The 18,733-nt window shown below is 30.0% G+C and carries 20 protein-coding genes and 1 tRNA gene; 11 read left to right on the top strand and 10 right to left on the bottom strand.

What is annotated here, in order from left to right; translation table 11 throughout:
• Positions 1 to 25 precede the first annotated feature (25 nt).
• Genes CARM_RS07725 through CARM_RS07700 form a run of 6 tightly spaced genes read left to right on the top strand, consistent with a single transcriptional unit; the run spans position 26 to position 4,914 of the window.
• Positions 26 to 988 (top strand): hypothetical protein, encoded by a 963-nt coding sequence (locus tag CARM_RS07725; RefSeq protein WP_139426449.1) that lies wholly within the window; start codon positions 26 to 28, stop codon positions 986 to 988.
• The gene (gene rnhA, locus CARM_RS07720) at positions 985 to 1,425 is read left to right on the top strand and encodes a ribonuclease HI (RefSeq protein WP_139426447.1); all 441 of its coding nucleotides are present in this window, start codon (positions 985 to 987) and stop codon (positions 1,423 to 1,425) included. The genes CARM_RS07725 and rnhA overlap by 4 nt, the downstream gene beginning before the upstream one ends.
• Complete coding sequence (rnc, locus tag CARM_RS07715; RefSeq protein WP_139426445.1) at positions 1,418 to 2,086, top strand: ribonuclease III; 669 nt, start codon at positions 1,418 to 1,420, stop codon at positions 2,084 to 2,086. The genes rnhA and rnc overlap by 8 nt, the downstream gene beginning before the upstream one ends.
• On the top strand, positions 2,083 to 3,162 hold the full coding sequence (gene aroC / locus CARM_RS07710; RefSeq protein ID WP_139426444.1) for a chorismate synthase: 1,080 nt from the start codon (positions 2,083 to 2,085) through the stop codon (positions 3,160 to 3,162). Before rnc ends, aroC begins: the two co-directional genes overlap by 4 nt.
• A gap of 55 nt (positions 3,163 to 3,217) precedes the next feature.
• Positions 3,218 to 4,261, top strand: a complete 1,044-nt coding sequence (locus tag CARM_RS07705) for a Cj0069 family protein (RefSeq protein WP_139426442.1) — start codon at positions 3,218 to 3,220, stop codon at positions 4,259 to 4,261.
• Between the two features lie 32 nt (positions 4,262 to 4,293).
• On the top strand, positions 4,294 to 4,914 hold the full coding sequence (locus CARM_RS07700) for a trimeric intracellular cation channel family protein (protein ID WP_139426440.1): 621 nt from the start codon (positions 4,294 to 4,296) through the stop codon (positions 4,912 to 4,914).
• A 34-nt stretch (positions 4,915 to 4,948) separates the two neighbouring features.
• Here CARM_RS07700 and CARM_RS07695 read toward each other — a convergent pair.
• The 10 genes from CARM_RS07695 to folE form a co-directional block, all read right to left on the bottom strand.
• Positions 4,949 to 5,023: transfer RNA gene (locus tag CARM_RS07695), tRNA-Glu, on the bottom strand.
• A 55-nt stretch (positions 5,024 to 5,078) separates the two neighbouring features.
• On the bottom strand, positions 5,079 to 6,233 hold the full coding sequence (gene nhaA, locus CARM_RS07690) for a Na+/H+ antiporter NhaA (protein WP_139426438.1): 1,155 nt from the start codon (positions 6,231 to 6,233) through the stop codon (positions 5,079 to 5,081).
• The gene (gene nhaA, locus CARM_RS07685) at positions 6,230 to 7,390 is read right to left on the bottom strand and encodes a Na+/H+ antiporter NhaA (RefSeq protein ID WP_139426436.1); all 1,161 of its coding nucleotides are present in this window, start codon (positions 7,388 to 7,390) and stop codon (positions 6,230 to 6,232) included. The genes nhaA (CARM_RS07690) and nhaA (CARM_RS07685) overlap by 4 nt, the downstream gene beginning before the upstream one ends.
• Before the next feature lie 86 nt (positions 7,391 to 7,476).
• Positions 7,477 to 8,448 carry an iron-sulfur cluster assembly scaffold protein gene (locus tag CARM_RS07680; RefSeq protein ID WP_139426434.1) on the bottom strand — a complete coding sequence of 324 codons (972 nt, stop codon included), beginning with the start codon at positions 8,446 to 8,448 and terminating at the stop codon, positions 7,477 to 7,479.
• A gap of 3 nt (positions 8,449 to 8,451) precedes the next feature.
• Positions 8,452 to 9,621, bottom strand: coding sequence for a NifS family cysteine desulfurase (locus CARM_RS07675; protein WP_139426432.1), 1,170 nt, complete (start codon positions 9,619 to 9,621; stop codon positions 8,452 to 8,454).
• Positions 9,622 to 9,743: 122 nt separating this feature from the next.
• Entirely contained in the window at positions 9,744 to 10,889 is a 1,146-nt protein-coding gene (locus CARM_RS07670; RefSeq protein WP_139426512.1) for a hypothetical protein, read from the bottom strand.
• A 78-nt stretch (positions 10,890 to 10,967) separates the two neighbouring features.
• A complete protein-coding gene (locus CARM_RS07665; protein WP_139426430.1) occupies positions 10,968 to 11,147 on the bottom strand; it encodes a putative motility protein in 180 nt (59 codons plus the stop codon).
• A gap of 53 nt (positions 11,148 to 11,200) precedes the next feature.
• Complete coding sequence (locus CARM_RS07660; RefSeq protein WP_139426428.1) at positions 11,201 to 11,689, bottom strand: hypothetical protein; 489 nt, start codon at positions 11,687 to 11,689, stop codon at positions 11,201 to 11,203.
• Positions 11,690 to 11,745: 56 nt separating this feature from the next.
• A complete protein-coding gene (gene fliI, locus CARM_RS07655) occupies positions 11,746 to 13,056 on the bottom strand; it encodes a flagellar protein export ATPase FliI (protein ID WP_139426426.1) in 1,311 nt (436 codons plus the stop codon).
• Positions 13,056 to 13,628 (bottom strand): GTP cyclohydrolase I FolE, encoded by a 573-nt coding sequence (gene folE / locus CARM_RS07650; protein WP_139426424.1) that lies wholly within the window; start codon positions 13,626 to 13,628, stop codon positions 13,056 to 13,058. Before folE ends, fliI begins: the two co-directional genes overlap by 1 nt.
• A 108-nt stretch (positions 13,629 to 13,736) precedes the next feature.
• On the opposite strand from folE, the gene tig reads away from it, so the two are divergent.
• From tig to CARM_RS07625, 5 genes are read left to right on the top strand one after another with little or no spacing between them, the layout of a single operon-like run.
• The gene (gene tig / locus CARM_RS07645) at positions 13,737 to 15,056 is read left to right on the top strand and encodes a trigger factor (RefSeq protein ID WP_139426422.1); all 1,320 of its coding nucleotides are present in this window, start codon (positions 13,737 to 13,739) and stop codon (positions 15,054 to 15,056) included.
• Positions 15,056 to 15,646, top strand: coding sequence for an ATP-dependent Clp endopeptidase proteolytic subunit ClpP (gene clpP / locus CARM_RS07640; RefSeq protein ID WP_139426420.1), 591 nt, complete (start codon positions 15,056 to 15,058; stop codon positions 15,644 to 15,646). The genes tig and clpP overlap by 1 nt, the downstream gene beginning before the upstream one ends.
• 14 nt (positions 15,647 to 15,660) lie before the next feature.
• Positions 15,661 to 16,701 carry a GGDEF domain-containing protein gene (locus CARM_RS07635; RefSeq protein ID WP_139426418.1) on the top strand — a complete coding sequence of 347 codons (1,041 nt, stop codon included), beginning with the start codon at positions 15,661 to 15,663 and terminating at the stop codon, positions 16,699 to 16,701.
• Positions 16,698 to 17,222 (top strand): peptide deformylase, encoded by a 525-nt coding sequence (gene def, locus CARM_RS07630; protein ID WP_139426416.1) that lies wholly within the window; start codon positions 16,698 to 16,700, stop codon positions 17,220 to 17,222. The genes CARM_RS07635 and def overlap by 4 nt, the downstream gene beginning before the upstream one ends.
• Positions 17,219 to 18,727 carry a YifB family Mg chelatase-like AAA ATPase gene (locus CARM_RS07625; protein WP_139426414.1) on the top strand — a complete coding sequence of 503 codons (1,509 nt, stop codon included), beginning with the start codon at positions 17,219 to 17,221 and terminating at the stop codon, positions 18,725 to 18,727. The genes def and CARM_RS07625 overlap by 4 nt, the downstream gene beginning before the upstream one ends.
• Positions 18,728 to 18,733 lie beyond the last annotated feature (6 nt).

Raw genomic sequence — 18,733 nt, 5'->3', positions numbered from 1 at the left:
AATTTGAAAGTTAAGTTGTAAGGTTATGGATTTTTTCTTTGTGGAATATCGCGATCCTTTATTTGGACTTATTGTTTTAGTGGCTTTGGTTTTTATTATCGCTAGTTCGCATTATATATGGAGAGTTTTTGCAAACAAAGATCAAAAAACCAAACTAAATCGTTTTGTAAAAAAATTTGAAATCAACTCCACACATCAACAAATTTTAAAAAATGCTAATTTAAGTATAGAAAATTTAAATTTTTTAGCTCAAATTTTTACTAAAAGTGGAGAATTTGAAAAAGCTGTGGGGATTTATATCATAGCTTTGCAAAAATCAAATGAGACAAGTCAAAAAGAATTTATATTTTTTTCATTAGCACAAGTTTATTTAAAAGCAGGATTTTTAGAGCGTAGTGTAGAAGCTTTGTTAAATGCATTAAAAATTAAAGCGCGCAATAAAGAAAGTTTAAAACTTTTAAAAATTGTATATTTAAAACTTAAAAATTATGATAAAGTTTTAGATGTCTTAGAATGTTTGTTTGAGCTTGGTGAAAATATATATGAAGAAAAAGCCTTGATAAAGGCTTTTAAAATTCAAGCAAATTCTAAAGAGCAAGAGCAAAAAGTCAAAGAAATTTTGGCTTTAAGTAAAGATAATGAATATGTTTTAAGATTTTGTTTTTTGCATTATAAGGATAAACTTACTCAAATGCCAAAATTTGAAAATGTCATTGATTTGCTTAATGAGTGCAAAAGTCCGCTTCATCTTGAAGATGAAAAGTATTGTGAGTTTTTTTATGCAAAAAATTTAAGTGCAAAATTCACTCCAATTACAAATCATAAATTAAAAATTTTAAAAATTTTAAACGATAATGGGCTAAGTGCAAATCTTGGCTTTACTTATGTGTGTAATAATTGTAAAAATCAAAGTCCTTTGTTTTTTTATCATTGTCCATTTTGCTATGAATTTGGAAAATGTGATATTTATTATGAGGTAAAAGCTTGAAAAATATTGAAATTTATACTGATGGTTCTTGTTTAAATAACCCTGGTTTTGGAGGGTGGGCTTATATTTTAACTTATAAAAATCACCAAAAAGAACAAAGTGGGGCATGTGAAAATACAACAAACAATCGTATGGAGTTAATGGCTATCATACAAGCTTTAAAAGCATTAAAAGAGCCATGCGAGATAAAATTATACACAGATTCAAATTTAATGGTGCAAAGTATTAATGAATGGCTTGAGGGCTGGATAAAAAAAGATTTTAAGGGTAAAAAAAATATTGATCTTTGGAAGGAGTATTTAAATGTGGCTAAAGATCATAAAATAACTGCCTTTTGGATTAAAGCACACAATGGCAATGAGTTAAATGAGCGTTGTGATGAGCTAGCAAGAAATGCAGCCTTAAAGCTCCAAGAAGAAAGGTTAATAAATGCTTAAAAAACTTCAAGAAAGACTAAACTATCATTTTAAAAATGAGCAATTGCTTATAGAGGCTTTAACGCATAAAAGTTATAAAAAGCCTTATAATAACGAAAGATTAGAGTTTTTAGGCGATGCAGTGATGGATTTAGTAGTAGGAGAGTTTTTGTTTTTTAAATTTCAAAAAGATTCAGAAGGAAATCTTTCTAAGCTTAGGGCAGCTTTGGTAAATGAAAAATCTTTCGCGACTTTAGCTCAAAAACTTGATCTTGGAGAATGCATTTTTATGTCTATAGCAGAAGAAAACAACAATGGGCGTAACAAGCCTTCTATACTTTCAGATGCTTTTGAGGCATTAATGGGAGCTTTGTATTTAGAAATAGGTTTTGAAAAAACCAAAGAAATAGCGTTAAGTTTGCTTAATGAGGTTTATCCGCATATTGATACACAAAGTTTGTTTAAAGATTACAAAACAAAACTTCAAGAAATCACACAAGCAAATATGGCAGGAACGCCTGAATATATAGTAGTAAAAGCTTTTGGACCTGATCATAAAAAACAATTTGAAATCTCAGTAAAAATTCAAGGCATAGAAGTAGCAAGATCAACAGCAGGTAGTAAAAAAGAAGCACAGCAACAATGTGCCAAAATTGCATTAGAAAAATTAGGAAAATTATGAATAGTTTTGGAGTAAGATTTAAATTTACAAGTTTTGGAGAATCTCATGGTTTAGCTATGGGTTGTGTTGTGGATGGTATGCCCGCAGGCGTTAAATTTGACTTTGATTTTTTACAAGATATGTTAGATAGAAGAAAACCAGGTCAAAATCAATTTAGCACCCCTAGAAAAGAAATGGATAAAGCTCAAGTTTTAAGTGGGGTTTTTAAAGGTTATACAACAGGAACTCCTATCAGTGTGCTAGTATATAATGAAAATACACACTCAAAAGATTATGAGAAAGATATTTTTCGTCCTGCTCATGCTGATTTTACTTATTATCATAAATATAGCATTAGAGATTATAGAGGTGGTGGAAGAGCTAGTGCTAGAGAAAGTGTAGCAAGAGTAGCAGCAGGAGCTATAGCTTGTATGCTTTTAAAAGAATTTGGTATAGAAGTAATGAGTGGAGTTTTTGGGGTAGGAGATATTGATAGTAAGCTTAGTAATGATGAGTTTGATTTTGACTATGCTAAAAATAGCGAAGTGTATGCTTTAGATAAAAATTTAGAACAAAAATTAAAAGATGAAATTTTAAAGGCTAAAAAGGGTAAAAATAGTATAGGGGCTAGGGTTTTTACAAGAGTTAAAAACCCTATCAAAGGCTTAGGGGAGCCTTTATATGATAAACTTGATGGTAAGCTTGCTTATGCAATTATGGGTATAAATGCAGTTAAAGCTGTAGAAATAGGAAGTGGCATTCAAAGCAGTTATATGTGCGGAAGCCAAAACAATGATGAGTTAAAAGATGGAGTTTTTTTAAGTAATCATAGTGGAGGAATATTAGGCGGAATTTCTAATGGGGATTTTATCGATATAAAAACATATTTTAAACCAACACCTTCTATATTTTTGCCCCAACAAACACAAAATATTCAAGGAGAAAACATTATATATGAGTTAAAAGGTAGGCATGATCCTTGTGTGGGTGTAAGAGGTAGTGTGGTGGTAAATGCTATGGTGGCTATATGTATGGCTGATGTTTTACTTTTAAACGCGAGTTCAAAATTATCAAGTTTGATTAAAATTTATAAATGAATTTTAATGCTTACTTAGTTATTATTTTGTTGTATTTAATAAAAAGGATTAAAGCATGAAAAAAAATATTGTTTTTTTTGAAGTAAGAGGTGGTAGCGATAAAGGTGAAGATGGACATAGAAAAGATACTATGCCTATGGTAAATGCTCTAAAAGAGCAAGGATGGAATGCTGAAGTGATCTTTTTTGAAGTAGAAAAAAAAGATGAAATTTATGAATATGTAAAAAACAATGCCGATGCTTATGTTTCTAGGATAAATCCAGGAAATTTAAAAGAAGAAAATGAATATTTTGATATGTTAAGAAAGCTTTGTGCAAATGGTGTTATAGGTATGCCTCATCCTGATGCTATGATAGGATATGGTGCTAAAGATGCATTAACTAAACTTAATAAAACTGCTTTGGTGCCTGAAGATACTTATGCATATTATGATATTAAAACTTTTAAAGAAAATTTCCCAAAAACTTTAGCAAAAGGAGAGAGGGTTTTAAAACAAAATCGTGGCTCAACAGGTGAGGGAATTTGGCGTGTAAGATTGATTGATGAACTACCAGCAGGAGCTACAAGCGTGCCTTTAAATGCAAAAATCAAATGTACAGAGGCTAAGGATAATCACACAGAAGAAAGAGAGCTTGGTGAATTTATGGACTTTTGTGAGCAATACATTGTAGGCGATAATGGTATGCTTGTAGATATGACTTTTTTACCGCGTATTAAAGAAGGTGAAATTAGAATTTTAATGCTTTATCATACTCCAATTTATGTAGTGCATAAAAAGCCTGCAGAAGGCGCTGATGCATTTTCTGCTACACTTTTTTCAGGTGCAAAATATAGATACGATGAGCCAAAAGATTGGCAAGAATTAGTTGATTGGTTTTTAGCAACCTTACCAGAAATTCGCTCAAAGCTTGGAAATTATGATATTCCTTTAATTTGGACAGCAGATTTTATCTTAGATACTGATGAAAATGGTAAAGATAAATATGTTTTAGGTGAGATTAACTGCTCTTGTGTAGGATTTACCTCTCCTGTTGAATTTGTTGAGCCTATTGCTAAAAAAGTTGCTCAAAATATCATCAATATCATAAGTCAAAATTAACCCTTGTTTAAAAACAGGGGTTAAAACCTACTATGCTTTTAACTATACTTTATATTATTGGAATTACTGTTGATGCTATGACAGGTGCCATTGCTGCTGGACGACATAAAATGGATCTTTTTGGAGTGATATTCATAGCACTTGTAACAGCAATTGGCGGAGGTTCGATTAGAGATATTTTACTTGATCATCATCCACTAACTTGGATTAAAACTCCTGAATATGTGATTTTAATTTGTGTTGCAGCTATGATTACAACAAAAATTGCTAAATATGTTATAAAACTCGAAAAATTATTTTTAGTTTTAGATGCTATAGGTTTAGTAGTTTTTAGTGTTTTGGGAGCTCAAATAGCAATACAAATGGGATATGGTTTTATAGTGGCTGTGAGTTCGGCTGTGATTACAGGTGTATTTGGTGGGATATTAAGGGATATATTGTGTGCTAGGATACCGCTTGTGTTTCAAAAAGAAATTTACGCAGGTGTAGCTATATTAACAGGTGCTTTGTATTATATACTGCATATTTTAGGGGTAAATGAATTGTGGGTGATTCTTGCTTCATTAATTGTAGGAACTATAGCTAGGCTTTTAGCGATATATTATGGTTTGTCCTTGCCTATATTTTCTTTCAAAGAAGAAGATAATAAATAGATTTACTAGAAGTCTTGTCAAAAAAGATTGATAGTGGTGACCCATACGAGACTCGAACTCGTGTTACCGCCGTGAAAGGGCGATGTCCTAACCGCTAGACGAATGGGCCAAAATATCAAATTAAGAGTTAAAATTATATCTTATTTACTTTAAAAATAACTTAATTATTTGATAAATCTTAAATAAAAATAGCCAAAAATACCAGAAGCTAGAGAAGCTAACAATATTGCAAGATTATCTACAAAATTGAATATATCACTTACCTCGTATGCAAGTGCATCTATGAAAAAACTCATGGTAAAACCAATACCTGTTAGTATGCAAACTCCATATAATTGCTTGAAATTTGAATCTTTTGGTAGTTTTGCAAGTTTAAATTTAATCGCCATATAAGCAAAACCAAAAACACCAAGTTGTTTTCCAATAAAAAGTCCTAAAAATATACCTAAACTAACACCGCTAAAAAGCATATGGGTTTGAATTTTAGAAAGATCTACACCTGCATTTGCAAATGCAAATAATGGAAGAATAATAAAAGCAATCCAAAATTTTAAACCATGTTCAATTTCTTCTAACATAGGATGGTTATTTTTAGTATTTATAGGGATAAAAAAAGCGGTGATGATACCAGCCAAAGTTGCATGGACGCCACTCTTTAAAACACTAAGCCAAAGCAATGCGCCTAATATATAGTAAAAAGACTTTCTTTCGTTGCCTAAACGATTAAGTATAAATAAGCCTACTATACAACAAAATGCAACAAAAAACGCTAAAGTAGAAAGCTCACTTGTATAAAATATTGCAATGATTAAAATGGCACCTACATCATCAAAAATAGCCAAAGAAACTAAAAAAATTTTTAATGAACTTGGAATGCGATGTTTTAGCATAGCTAGTATTACTAATGCAAAAGCAGTATCGGTAGCTGTGGGTATAGCCCAACCTTTTAAAACATAGGCATCATTAAAATTTATAATACAAAAAATTAATGCAGGGACAACTATACCGCCTATAGCGGCCATTAAAGGTAAGGTAATATTACTAAGAGTTTTAAATTCCCCTTGTGTAAATTCTTTTTTTAGTTCAAGTCCTATAGCAAAGAAAAAAATAGCAATAAGTCCATCATTAATCCACAATAAAGATGGCTTAAAGAGCTCCCATGTTCCAACTTTTAAACCCATTTCTACACTAAGAAAATCCATATAGTGTTCGCCATATGGACTATTTTTTAGTATAAGAGCAAAGATTGTTGCTCCTAAAAGCAATAGTCCTCCTAGAATTTCAATGGATACCAAATTTTGAAAATTCCTTAATTTCATTTTGTGGATCCATAAACAATTTTTAAGTAAAAGTATCCAACAACAGCACTTAATAAAGACGCTATTAGTATAGCAAGTTTGTCAGAATATGCAAAAATATCGCTATTTTGATAGGCAAGTCCATCTATGAAAAAACTCATGGTAAAACCAATACCTGTTAGTATGCAAACTCCATATAGTTGTTTAAAATTTACATTTTGAGGAAGTTTTGCTAAGCCCAATTTGATGCTTATAAAAGAAAACAAAAACACTCCAATTTGTTTTCCTAAAAATAAACCCAAAATAATTCCCATGCTTACTGATGAAAATATATAACTTGGATCCATATCTTTTAAATCCACTCCAGCATTTGCAAAGGCAAAAATAGGTAAGATAAAATAACTTACCCAAGGAGCTAAATCATGCTCAATTTCTTTTAAAAATGATTTACCACTTTTTGTTTGAAGTGGTATAAATAAAGCTGTTATTACACCAGCCAAAGTCGCATGTACTCCACTTTTTAACATGCTTATCCAAAATACTATTGCTATGATAATGTAAAAAGATTTTTTAGTTACATGAAAATGATTTAATAAATAAAGTGCTAGCATACAAACTAAAGCAGCAATCATAGCAAATACTGAAAGTTCGCTTGTGTAAAATAAAGCTATAACTATGATGGCGCCTAAGTCATCAAAAATTGCCAAAGAAAGCAAGAAAAGTTTTAGCGAAGCGGGTACTTTTTTACCTAAAAGCATTAAAATTCCTACCGCAAAAGCCACATCGGTAGCTGTTGGTATAGCCCAACCTTGTAGAGCAAAAGAGTCTTTATAATTAAAAAAAGCAAAGATTAAAGCAGGGACTATCATACCTCCAAGAGCAGCAAAAACAGGTAAAGACATAGCTTTAATGCTATTAAGTTGTCCTTTTGTAACTTCGTATTTTAGTTCAAGTCCTATAGCAAAGAAAAAAATAGCAATAAGTCCATCATTAATCCACAATAATAAAGGTTTAAAAATTTCTAAACTTCCTGCTTGAAAACCAAAAGGAATATTTAAAAAATTTGTATATTGATCAGTTAATGAGCTATTTTGTAAAATTAATGCAAGAGCAGTAAAAAATATTAGTAAAACACCAGGAAATGTTTCGCTTTTAATAAGAGCGTGAATTCTACGCATAAATACAGCCTTTTATTTTTAATTTAAAATATTATTTTAACATAAAAAGGCTATATTTATAAGGTTTGTAAATAAAAACTACTTATTTACACTGGTATAACGCGTATATTAGGGCTAAGTTCTTCTTGTAATATGTTTTCTATAGCATATAAAGTTGCCCCACTACCACTTGAACATCCACTGCAAGCACCAAGGTAACGAATATACACATCAATATTATTACTTTCGCTTTTTTGTATATCAATCACTTCTAAATCCCCGCCATCTCCATGCAACATAGGACGCACATCACTATCTAAAACAGACTCTACAGCTTTTAATTGTTTGACCATAGTCATATCATCAAAAGCTATATCTGTTTTACTTTGATTTTTTAGTTTTTCTCTTTCCATTTCAGCTCTTGTTTCGGCTAAAATATCTACAAGATAATAATCTTTTTTCTCATGACCTCCAGCTTTTATACAGGATTTACAAAAAGCTCCAGCTTTTGTATATTGAGTGATTTCTTCTACACTTTTTAAATCATTTAATCTTATAACTTCTTTTATAGTTCCAAGACTAACTCTAGCGCATTCACAAACTATAATTTGATCTTCAAAATCCTCAGGATTAACCCCCTTATAATGTGCTGCGGCTTGTTTGATAACATCATAAGCCATAACAGAACAATGCATTTTTTGAGGTGGCACAGCAGGAGTTTGAGGATTATCTCTCATAGCAAATTCAACATCTAAATTTGTTATTTTAACAGCTTCATCCACTGTTTTTCCTATGCAAAGTTCAGCCATAGTATCACTACTTGCAATAGCAGTGCCACAGCCAAAACTTTTAAATTTAGCATCTATTATTTTATCTGTTTTTTCATCTACCAACCAATAAAGTCTAACAGCATCGCCACAGCTTTCAGCTCCAAAATCAGCAATAATTAATTTTGCATTAGTTTTTTTTGCATCATCTTGTGTTAGTTCGCCCATATATTTTGGATTATTCATTCTATCTTGAACTTTTTGGGAATACTCATCCCAAATAGAACCGCCTATTAAACTATTTTTTCCCATTATTTATCCTTTATACGCATAAGTACTTGATATAGCTCTAAGTCTTTGAGTAGCTTTTTTTATTTGTTCAGCAGCATAATCTATTTCATCTTCAGTGTTAAATCTTGATAAAGAAAGTCTTAAAGCAGTATGTGCTAAATCATTATCTGCACCAATTGCTTCCATGATAGGATTGCTTTCTAATGCTTCGCTAGCACAAGCTGATCCTGTGCTTGCCGCTATGCCATTTTTATTTAAATCCCAAAGCATAGCTTCGCCTTCAACGCCTTTTATACTTGCTAAAACAGTATTAGGAACCCTTCTTGATCTATCTCCCACTACACTAGTATCTGGTATAGTTAAGATTAAATCTTCTAATTTATCTCTTAATCTTCTAATGTGAGAATTTTCAAAATCAAGCATAGTATTTGCAATCCTTAAAGCTTCTGCCATAGCTATAATATAAGGAACATTTAAAGTTCCACTTCTTCTTCCACCCATATGCTCACCACCATGTAACAATGGAGTTAATTTTAATCCTTTTTTTATGAATAATCCCCCAATACCTTTTGGACCATGAAATTTATGGGCAGAAAAAGATGCAAAATCAACGCCTACTTTTGTTAAATTTACTTTTATTTTTCCTACTGCTTGAGTAGCATCAGTATGGAATAAGGCACCATATTCGTGTGCAACTTGAGCCATTTCTTCGATAGGAAAAATCATACCTGTTTCATTATTTGCCCACATAATACTAACTAAGGCAGTTTTATCTGAAATAGCTTCTTTTAGATCTTTTACACTACAAACGCCTTCATGATCAACCCCAAGTTCTATAACCTTAACTCCTAAAGATTTTAAAAACATAGCACAAGCTGCAACTGCAGGATGTTCTACGCTAGAAATGATTATCTCGTTTTTATTGCTATTTAAAATTCTATCAAAATATACACCTTTTAATACCCAGTTAATACTTTCGGTAGCGCATGAAGTTATAACTATGTCATCTAAATCACTTGCCCCAAGCCCTGTGTAAAGTTTATCCATGGCTTCTTTTAATGCAGGATGAGTTGCACTACCCCATTGATGAAGACTATTTGGATTTCCATATTGCTCTTTTAAAAAAGGTTTCATCAGTTCATAAGCTTCTGGTGCAAGTTGAGTTGTTGCGTTATTGTCTAAATATACTTTCAAAATATTCTCCTTTAATTAGGATATTTTTTATCTTTTTTGTTAATATACACTAAGATATTAAATTTAACTTTAAATTATAATAAATTTAACTTGTGTAAAAATAATATTATTTTAGCACAAGTTTAAGCCATAGCGTTTAAATAAGAATGTAAAATTTTGTTAATACTAGCTTGTTTTTTACGATTTTCTAAAAATTGTGTATTTAAAATGTCTTTTTGATTGTTAATTTCTTCAAGATTAATATTTGAATTATTTTGATTAAAATCATCCTTTATTTTTTCAAAATCTTTAGTGATTTTCTCATTATATAAAGTGTAAATAGAACTTGAGTTTGTAAATTCTTGCATATTAATGCTATGTTGATAATTAATATATTGTTGAAAAAATACAGAAAGCTTGTCTTCTGAAGTATTATTTTTATCAACTCCATTGATGTATAAATACAAATCAAAGCTCATTTTTTCTCTATTGTTTTCATTGATAAAATCTTGAGTGCTAATTTCTCCACTCATAAGTTTTTGAAAATTTATATTTGAGCTAATATCAAGTTCAATAGGAGATAAAAAGAAATTTGTTTTTATGTTGTTTTGTTCTTTTAGATCATGATAAATATAATTTAACAACAAACCACTTTTTGAAACTTCTGCTTGCTTATTTAGATATGGTTTGATAATAGGATTGTTGGTTGTATTTTCTAAACTTGCATTAAATGCAAAATTTCCTATTTTATTATCAAGCATTAAGGTATTTAAATTTTTGTTAAGTTCCTTTGCGTTCTGTAAGCTTTTTATATCTTCATATATTTTTAAAATTTTCCCCTCGTAATTATAGCTATACCCTTGATTTAATTTTAATATTTGAGATTTGTTTAAAAAAGAATTATCGTTTTTTTGAAATTCTGGATTAATTGTTTTTAATGTGTTATGGTAGGTGTTTAAAAGTCTAGGCAAATCAATTTTATTGTAATTTAAATTTTCATCTAATTTGATAAGTTCTTTTGAAATTTCTCTTATGCTTTTTATATTGATATTATATTCTAAAGGAATTCTTGCAGTTTTATTGAGATCTTTTTCAAAAAAACCTTGTTCATCTATCCTAAATCCAAATTCACTAGCATATGTTATTTTATAGTCTAAATTTGAATTTTTACTCTCAAATGAATTATTTTTAATTTCTGTATTTTCTTTTTTTGTTTCTATGTTTTCAGTTTTTGCAAAAGGATAATTTGCAAAATTCTGATATGGATTGATATTAGAATTTATAAACATAACTCTTCTCTTCAAAAATATTGCTTAACTTTTCAAAAGCAAAAGCTATGCCAAAATTTTTGAATCGAAGAGAAATTTTTAAGCGTAAATGTCAAGCAATCCTGAACTAGTGCTAGGAGTAGTAGTTGGAGCAGGGTTTGCATTTACGCCTTCAAGTACTTGCATTACTGCATTTTCATTAACTTCTATGGTTTTTTTCATCATAGTAGTTGCAATATTAAGCATTAAACTTGCTTGGTTATTGGTAACTTCGCCCATAACTTACTCCTTTGTTTTGGATTCATAATATTATCGGCAAAGTTTTATAATTATTAAGCTATATTATAAATTTTTGAAATATAGTAATTGTGGTTGTTTTCTTTGGCTTCAATCATATCAATATAATTTTTAAATTCATTAGTATCTTTAAAAAGATTTTTTATTGTTGTATAAATTCCGTTAGAAAAATTTTCTAAATTGTTTTGTGATTTTAAAAATCTTTCAATTTGATAAATCCTAGCAATTTCTCTTTCATACTCATCTTGAGTCATTCTTTTTGCGTTGTATTCTTCATTTAAACATTTTTTATTATTGATAATAAATGATTTTTTTTGATTATTTATTTTAAATTCAATGATAAAATCTTCGTTAGAATTTATAATCTTGAAATATTTCAATTTAGCTTTTTCTTCTAAAAGTTCAAAACACACACACTCTAAAAACATTTGTGTAAAGAGTTCTCTTTCAAAAATATTTTGGCAAATATCAGTATATTTTAAACCTAAATTTTGTTGGTGATCTAAAAATGCTACATTTGACATGATCTATCCTTTTTTCATGGCTTTTTGCTATAATGTTAAAGCAAAAATTATTCCAATTATTGTGTATCAATCATTTTGAGCATATTTATAGTATCTTCAAATTCAAAACTTTCTTCAGGATTTTGACTTAAAAATTGCTGCATAAAATCTTTTTTAGCAATAGCTTGATCAAGTTCTTTGTCGGTACCTTTTTGATAAGCACCAATTCTTAATAATACTTCATTTTCTTTAAGCAAAGAATTTAAACGCTTGAATTGTCTAGCCGCAAGTTTGTGTTCATTGCTAATAATATCTCCCATAACCCTTGAAGCTGAATTTTGTATATTAATAGGTGGATAAATACCAAAATCAGTAAGCTCTCTACTTAAAACTATATGTCCATCAAGTATAGATCTACTTTGATCTGCAATCGGATCGCTCATATCATCTCCATCTACAAGCACGGTGAAAAATGCAGTTATGGTCCCCTTACCTTCTTCTTTCCCTGCTCGCTCCATAAGCTGTGGTAAAAGACTTAAAACACTAGGCGGATAGCCTTTTGTAGTTGGTGGTTCGCCTAATGCAAGGCCTATTTCTCTTTGAGCCATAGCAAAACGAGTAACACTATCCATTATAAAAAGCACATCTTTTCCTTGCTCTTTAAAATACTCAGCTACACTCATAGCACAAAATGCACCATATTTTCTCATCAAAGCACTATCATCACTTGTGGCTACTATGATAACAGTATCATCTAATTTTCCACCTAAATTTTTTTGTATAAATTCAGGAATTTCTCTACCGCGTTCGCCTATTAAGGCTATAACTTTTATAGGAGCTTTGGAATTTTTTACTATCATACCCATAAGAGTTGATTTTCCTACTCCACTACCTGCAAAAATTCCAAGCTTTTGTCCCACTCCGCAAGTTAAAAGCGCATCTATGGTTTTTACTCCAACTGGAAAAACTTCTTCTATTAAACCTCTTTTCATTGCATCAATAGGTGCACGCATAATAGGCATAAATTTACTCGCCTCAATAGACCCTTTGCCATCTTTTGGACGCATAAAAGGATCAACTACTCTTCCTAAAAGTTCATCACTAACGCCAATTTGCATACCTGCATCGTTTATAAATGCACGATCGCCTATTTTAAAACCCTCTACAAAACCAAAAGGACTTAGATAGCTTAAGTTTTCATCAACTTCTACCACCATAGCCATAGCTTCTTTGCTCTCATCTTCACTAGAAACTATTTTAATGATATCACCTATGCTAGTTTTTAAACCATTAATCTCTATGCTTGTGCTTGAAATTTTAGTAATTTGACCAAACACACTAGCAAGATTTTGTGAGGTTATTTTGCTACGAAGTTTTTCTAAACCCATTAGAATCTAACCTGTCTAGACGAGTTTATCAAAGAGAAAAATTCTTTTCTAGTTTTTTCATTTTTTAAAAAACTTCCTCTTAAAGCTGAAGTGCTAGTAGTAGAATTTGCCTTTTGCACCCCACGCATTTCAACGCACATATGTCTTGCTTCAATAACTACCCCAACACCTTTTGCGCCTACATATTCCATTAAAGCTTCTGCGATTTGTTCTGTGAGTTGTTCTTGAATTTGTAATCTTCTTGCAAAAACTTCTACAAGGCGTGGAATTTTACTAAGCCCTATGACTTTTTTATTTGGTATATACGCAACATGCACACGACCAAAAAATGGTAAAAGATGGTGTTCGCAAAGACTATAAAATTCTATATCTCTTACTAAAACCATTTCGTTATTTGAACTTTCAAACAAAGCATCATTCAATATTTTTTTGGGATCTTGTTTATAACCACTGCTTAAAAATTCAAAAGCTTTAAATACTCTTGTAGGAGTTTTTAAAAGTCCTTCTCTTTGAGGATTTTCTCCAATAATTTCTAGCATATTTTTTACTGCTTGTTCAAATTTTTCTTGCATTTTTTCTCCATAAAAATTAAAATTTTAACATATTTTTATTTTTATATAAAGTGATAAGGAAAATTTTGGTATATTATCAAAAAATTTTATTAAAAAAGGGAAAATATTATGGAAGTTACAGCAAAACTAATTGATTTTGCAAATGCAAATGCTACTGTGAAAATTGCTCAAGGAGCCATTAAAGCAGAAGTTGAAAAATTAGCTAAAAAAGCATCTAAAACTATGAAGATGGATGGTTTTAGAGCAGGAAAAGTTCCTGTTGCTGCTATACTTAAAAGATATGAAAAAGAGCTTACAAGAGATGCGGAGCAAGATCTTTTAAGAAATGCTGTAGATGGTGCTTTAAAGGAAGTCAAAAAAGAAGCTAAAGATTTAGTAGGTGAGCCATATTTTGAGAAATTTGATAGAAAAGATGGTGATATTGAGGCTCAAATGGTGCTTTCTTTTAAACCGGAAGTAAAATTAGATGGTTATGAAGAATTAATCCCAACTTATAATACACCAAAAGTAACTCAAAAAGAAATTGATGCAAAAAAAGAGGAATTATTAAAAAGATTTGCAACTCCTGAAACAATCAAAGAGACAAGAGCGTTAAAAGAAGGAGATTTTGCTAAATTTGACTTTGAAGGCTTTGTTGATGGTAAAGCTTTTGATGGTGGAAAAGCTCAAAATTATGTTTTAGAAATTGGTTCAAAGCAGTTTATACCTGGATTTGAAGAAGGTATGATAGGTCTTAAAAAGGGTGAGGAAAAAGATATTAATGTAACTTTTCCAAAAGAATATGGAGCAACACATTTAGCAGGAAAAGATGCGATATTTAAAGTAAAAATTCATGAAATTCAAGAACTTAAAATGCCTGAATTAAATGAAGAGCTTTTAAAAAGCTTACTCCCTGAAGAAAAAGAACCAAGTGTTGAAAAATTAGACGCGAAATTAAAAGAACAATTAAAAAATGAAAAAATATTTAAACTTATCAACGATGAACTTAAAAATCAATTCGCAGAAGCTTTAGTAGCTAAGTTTGATTTTGTTTTACCAAGAAATATAGTAGAACAAGAAACAGATATGCAATTTAGAAGTTCTTTGAGAAATTTAAGTGAAGAAGAACTAAAAGAATTTAAAGATGAAGCAAAATATAAAGAAAAAAGAGAAAGTTTTAAAGAAGATGCACAAAAAAGTGTAAAATTAACTTTCATTATAGATGAGTTAGCAAAACTTAGAAATGTTCAAGTAAGTGATCAAGAATTAATCCAAGCAATTTATTTTGAAGCTTATAGATATGGTTTTAATCCGCAAGAACATTTAGAAAATTATAAAAAACAAGGTGCATTACCAGCGATTAAAATGTCTTTGATAGAAGAAAAACTTTTTGCTGATATTTTCAAAAAAAATGAAAAAAAGAAAACTGAAAAAGAAAGTGAAAAATAATGAGTTCATACATACCTTATGTAGTTGAAAAAACCAGTAGAGGTGAAAGAAGTTATGATATATACTCAAGGCTTTTAAAAGATAGAATTATTATGTTAAGCGGTGAGATTAATGATGATCTTGCTGCCTCTATTGTAGCTCAACTTTTATTTTTAGAAGCAGAAGATCCTCAAAAAGATATTTATCTTTATATTAACTCACCAGGTGGAGTTGTAACAAGTGGATTTAGTATTTATGATACTATGAATTATATTAAAGCAGATGTAAGCACTATTTGCATTGGGCAAGCTGCTTCTATGGGTGCGTTTTTGCTTAGTTGTGGTACCCCAGGTAAAAGATTTGCTTTGCCAAATTCAAGAATTATGATTCATCAACCTTTGGGTGGTGCAAGAGGACAAGCAACAGATATTGAAATTCAAGCAAAAGAAATTCTAAGATTAAAAGCAATTTTAAATGATATTTTAGCTAAAAATACCAAGCAAAAACTTTCTAAAATAGAAAAAGATACAGATAGAGATTTTTTTATGAGTGCTGTAGAAGCTAAAGAATATGGTTTAATCGATAAGGTTTTGGAAAAAAGTTTTAAATAAGGAAAAAAATAGCAATGCTAGATGATGATTTATTTGCTGATTTAAATTTAAGTAGTGATCCAACTTCGGTTAAAGAAGCTCCAAAAATCCAAAAGATTAGTGGAGGGGAATTTGAAAAATTTGCAAAATCTATTTTAAGTGAGCTTATAAAAGATAATATCCCCCCAACTCCTATGAACTATGGAGTGTATTTTCAAAAAATGCTTGAAGAGCGTCCAATTACATTTAAAAAGAAGATTAATGAAATTATGGAGTTTGAGCAAAAAGATGATGGTATCAAACGAGCAAATATAGAACAAGAGATTAAAAAAAGCTTTAGTTCAACTTCAGCATTATTGCAATATATTGCTATGATTTATAGACATCTTGAAACGGTTAAAGATGTGCTAAGAAGGCGTAATTCAGAGTTAGCGGTAAGTACTGGAAATTTAGCAGTTTCTAATGTTATTCACGCTTTAGAAGCTGATCTTTCAAGATTTTCAAGTATTTTAGATAAGTATTCAGATGAAATTAAAGAGAATTTTGATGAGGTTAGACAAACTTATAAACATATAGAAGAACAAAGTGATTTTGATTCTAAATTTGGAGTTTATAATAAAAAATACTTTTTAGAAAATTTAGAAAAAAGTATAGAAAGCAATGCAAAATATAATTATCATACATCGTTAATATTTTTTAGAGTAAAAGAAGAAATTTTAGAGCAAACTTATACCCAAAAAGAAAAAAACGCATTTTTAAAAAGTGTTTGTAAAATTTTTAGTAAAAATATATCATCAAGTGATATAGTAGCACATTGTGGAAATAATATTTTTGCTATGATGATTTCTCATACTAATTTAGAAAAAACACAAGAAATTTGCAATAAAATTTTAGAATCTTTAGAAAATTCAAATTTTTTCTTAGCAGATAAAGAAATAGAAGTAGATGTTGAGGTTGCTATAAGTGCAGTTAATCAAGATAGCAAAAGTGAAGAGTTAATAGAAAAATGCATTGAAGCTTTAAAAGATTCTGGTAAAAATTTAGAGTCTTTTGTGATAGTGGAAAAAGAAAAATGATAAGAGAGATAATTATCTATCCTAACCCAAGATTATTTTTAGAATCAAAGAAAGTAGAAAATTTTGATAAAGATTTGCATACACTTTTAGATGATATGTATGAAACAATGATAGCCAATAAAGGTGTAGGTTTAGCAGCTATTCAAGTTAATGTGCCAATTAGAGCTTTGCTTGTAGATATTGGTGATGAAGAAGGCGAGCAAAAAGAAGACAAACAAACGCTTTTGGAGATAATTAATCCCATCATTACTCCTTTAGATGATGAAAAAATTTCTTGCAATGAAGGTTGTTTAAGTATTCCAGGTTTTTATGAAGATATAATGCGTTATAAAAATATACAACTTGATTATCAAGATAGATTTGGTAATCTACAAACCTTACAAGCACATGATTTTTTAGCAGTGGCTATTCAACACGAAGTAGATCATCTTGATGGACATTTATTTATAGAAAAACTTTCTTTTTTAAAGCGTCAAAAATTTGATAAAGACTTTAAGAAAAAATCTAAAAAGAAAAAATGAAAAAACTAAAATGTGCAAGTTTTTCTACAGAGCTTGATATAATTGATGTAGAATCAACTTTCACAAGAGGCTTGCCAGGATTTAGTATAGTAGGTCTTGCAAATTCCACCATTAAAGAAAGCACTGAAAGAGTTAAAGCCACTTTACTAAGCCAAAATTTTACTTTCCCAGCACAAAAAATTACTATCAACCTTAGTCCTTCTGATATCCCTAAAAATGGCTCTCATTTTGATTTGGCTATTGCGATTTTAATTTTATTTCAAAAAGAAAATTTAGATGATTTTTTTGTATTTGGAGAACTTGGACTAGATGGGAGTATCAAAAGTACTGCTAGTTTATTTTCTATTTTACTTTTTTTAAGTATAAAAGTACAAAATGCGAAAGTTGTAGTGCCAAAAGCTATAGCACAGAAAGCTTCTATGATCCCAAATTTAGAAATTTATGCTTTAGAAAATCTAAACGAAGCTATTGTTTTTTTTAAAGAAAAAAATTATGAAAATTATAAAATCATTAACGGCCATCCTTTATTTGAAAATGCTATAGAGATTAACCATCAAAAATATATTAAAAATACTATTTATCCTTATGATTTTAAAGAAGTTAAGGGTCAAGAAAATGCTAAATACGCTTGTATAATAGCAGCTTTAGGAATGCATAATATTTTATTTGAAGGTAGCCCAGGAAGTGGTAAAAGTATGTGTGTTAAAAGGCTTCCATTTATTATGCCACCACAAAGTTTAAAAGAAATTTTAGCCCAAAATGCCTATAAATCTTTAAATTCTTTGGATGATGATTTTAGCGCTAGCAGGGTTTTTAGAAGTCCTCATCACACAAGTACAAGAGCTAGTATTTTCGGTGGAGGTGCTAAAAATGCAAAAATAGGTGAATTGGCTTTAGCAAACGGAGGAGTATTGTTTTTTGATGAGTTTCCACATTTTTCAAAGCAAATCATAGAAAGTTTAAGAGAACCACTAGAAGATTTTAAAATTCTTATTTCAAGGGTTAATACTAAAGTTATTTATGAAACTAAGTTTTTGTTTGCTTGTGCGCAAAATCCTTGTCCTTGTGGAAATTTATTTTCTAAAAACCAAACTTGTCGTTGCCAGGAAATAGAGATAAAAAAATATAAAAACAAAATTTCCTCACCTATCTTAGATAGGATTGATCTTTATGTGGCTATGGATGAAATTTCACCCGAAGATAAAACAAGTTTAAATTCAGAGCAAATGAGTGATATGGTGTTTAAAGGGTTTTTGTTTCAAAAACAAAGAAAGCAAGAAGAATTTAATGCCAAATTAAATGATGAGCAAATGAAACAATTTTGTGTTTTAGATCCTACTGCTAATGAAATTTTACAAAAGGCTATAAGCTCATATAATCTTTCCCAAAGAGGAGTAAATAAAACCATAAAAGTAGCAAGAACTATAGCTGATTTAGAGCAAAGTGAGTTGATTTTAAAAACTCATATTTTAAAAGCACTAAGTTTTAGAATGAAAACAATATAGGAGTAA

It is taken from the genome of Campylobacter armoricus (assembly GCF_013372105.1).
GTDB lineage: Bacteria > Campylobacterota > Campylobacteria > Campylobacterales > Campylobacteraceae > Campylobacter_D > Campylobacter_D armoricus.
This window is presented reverse-complemented; position numbering and strand designations above follow the sequence as displayed.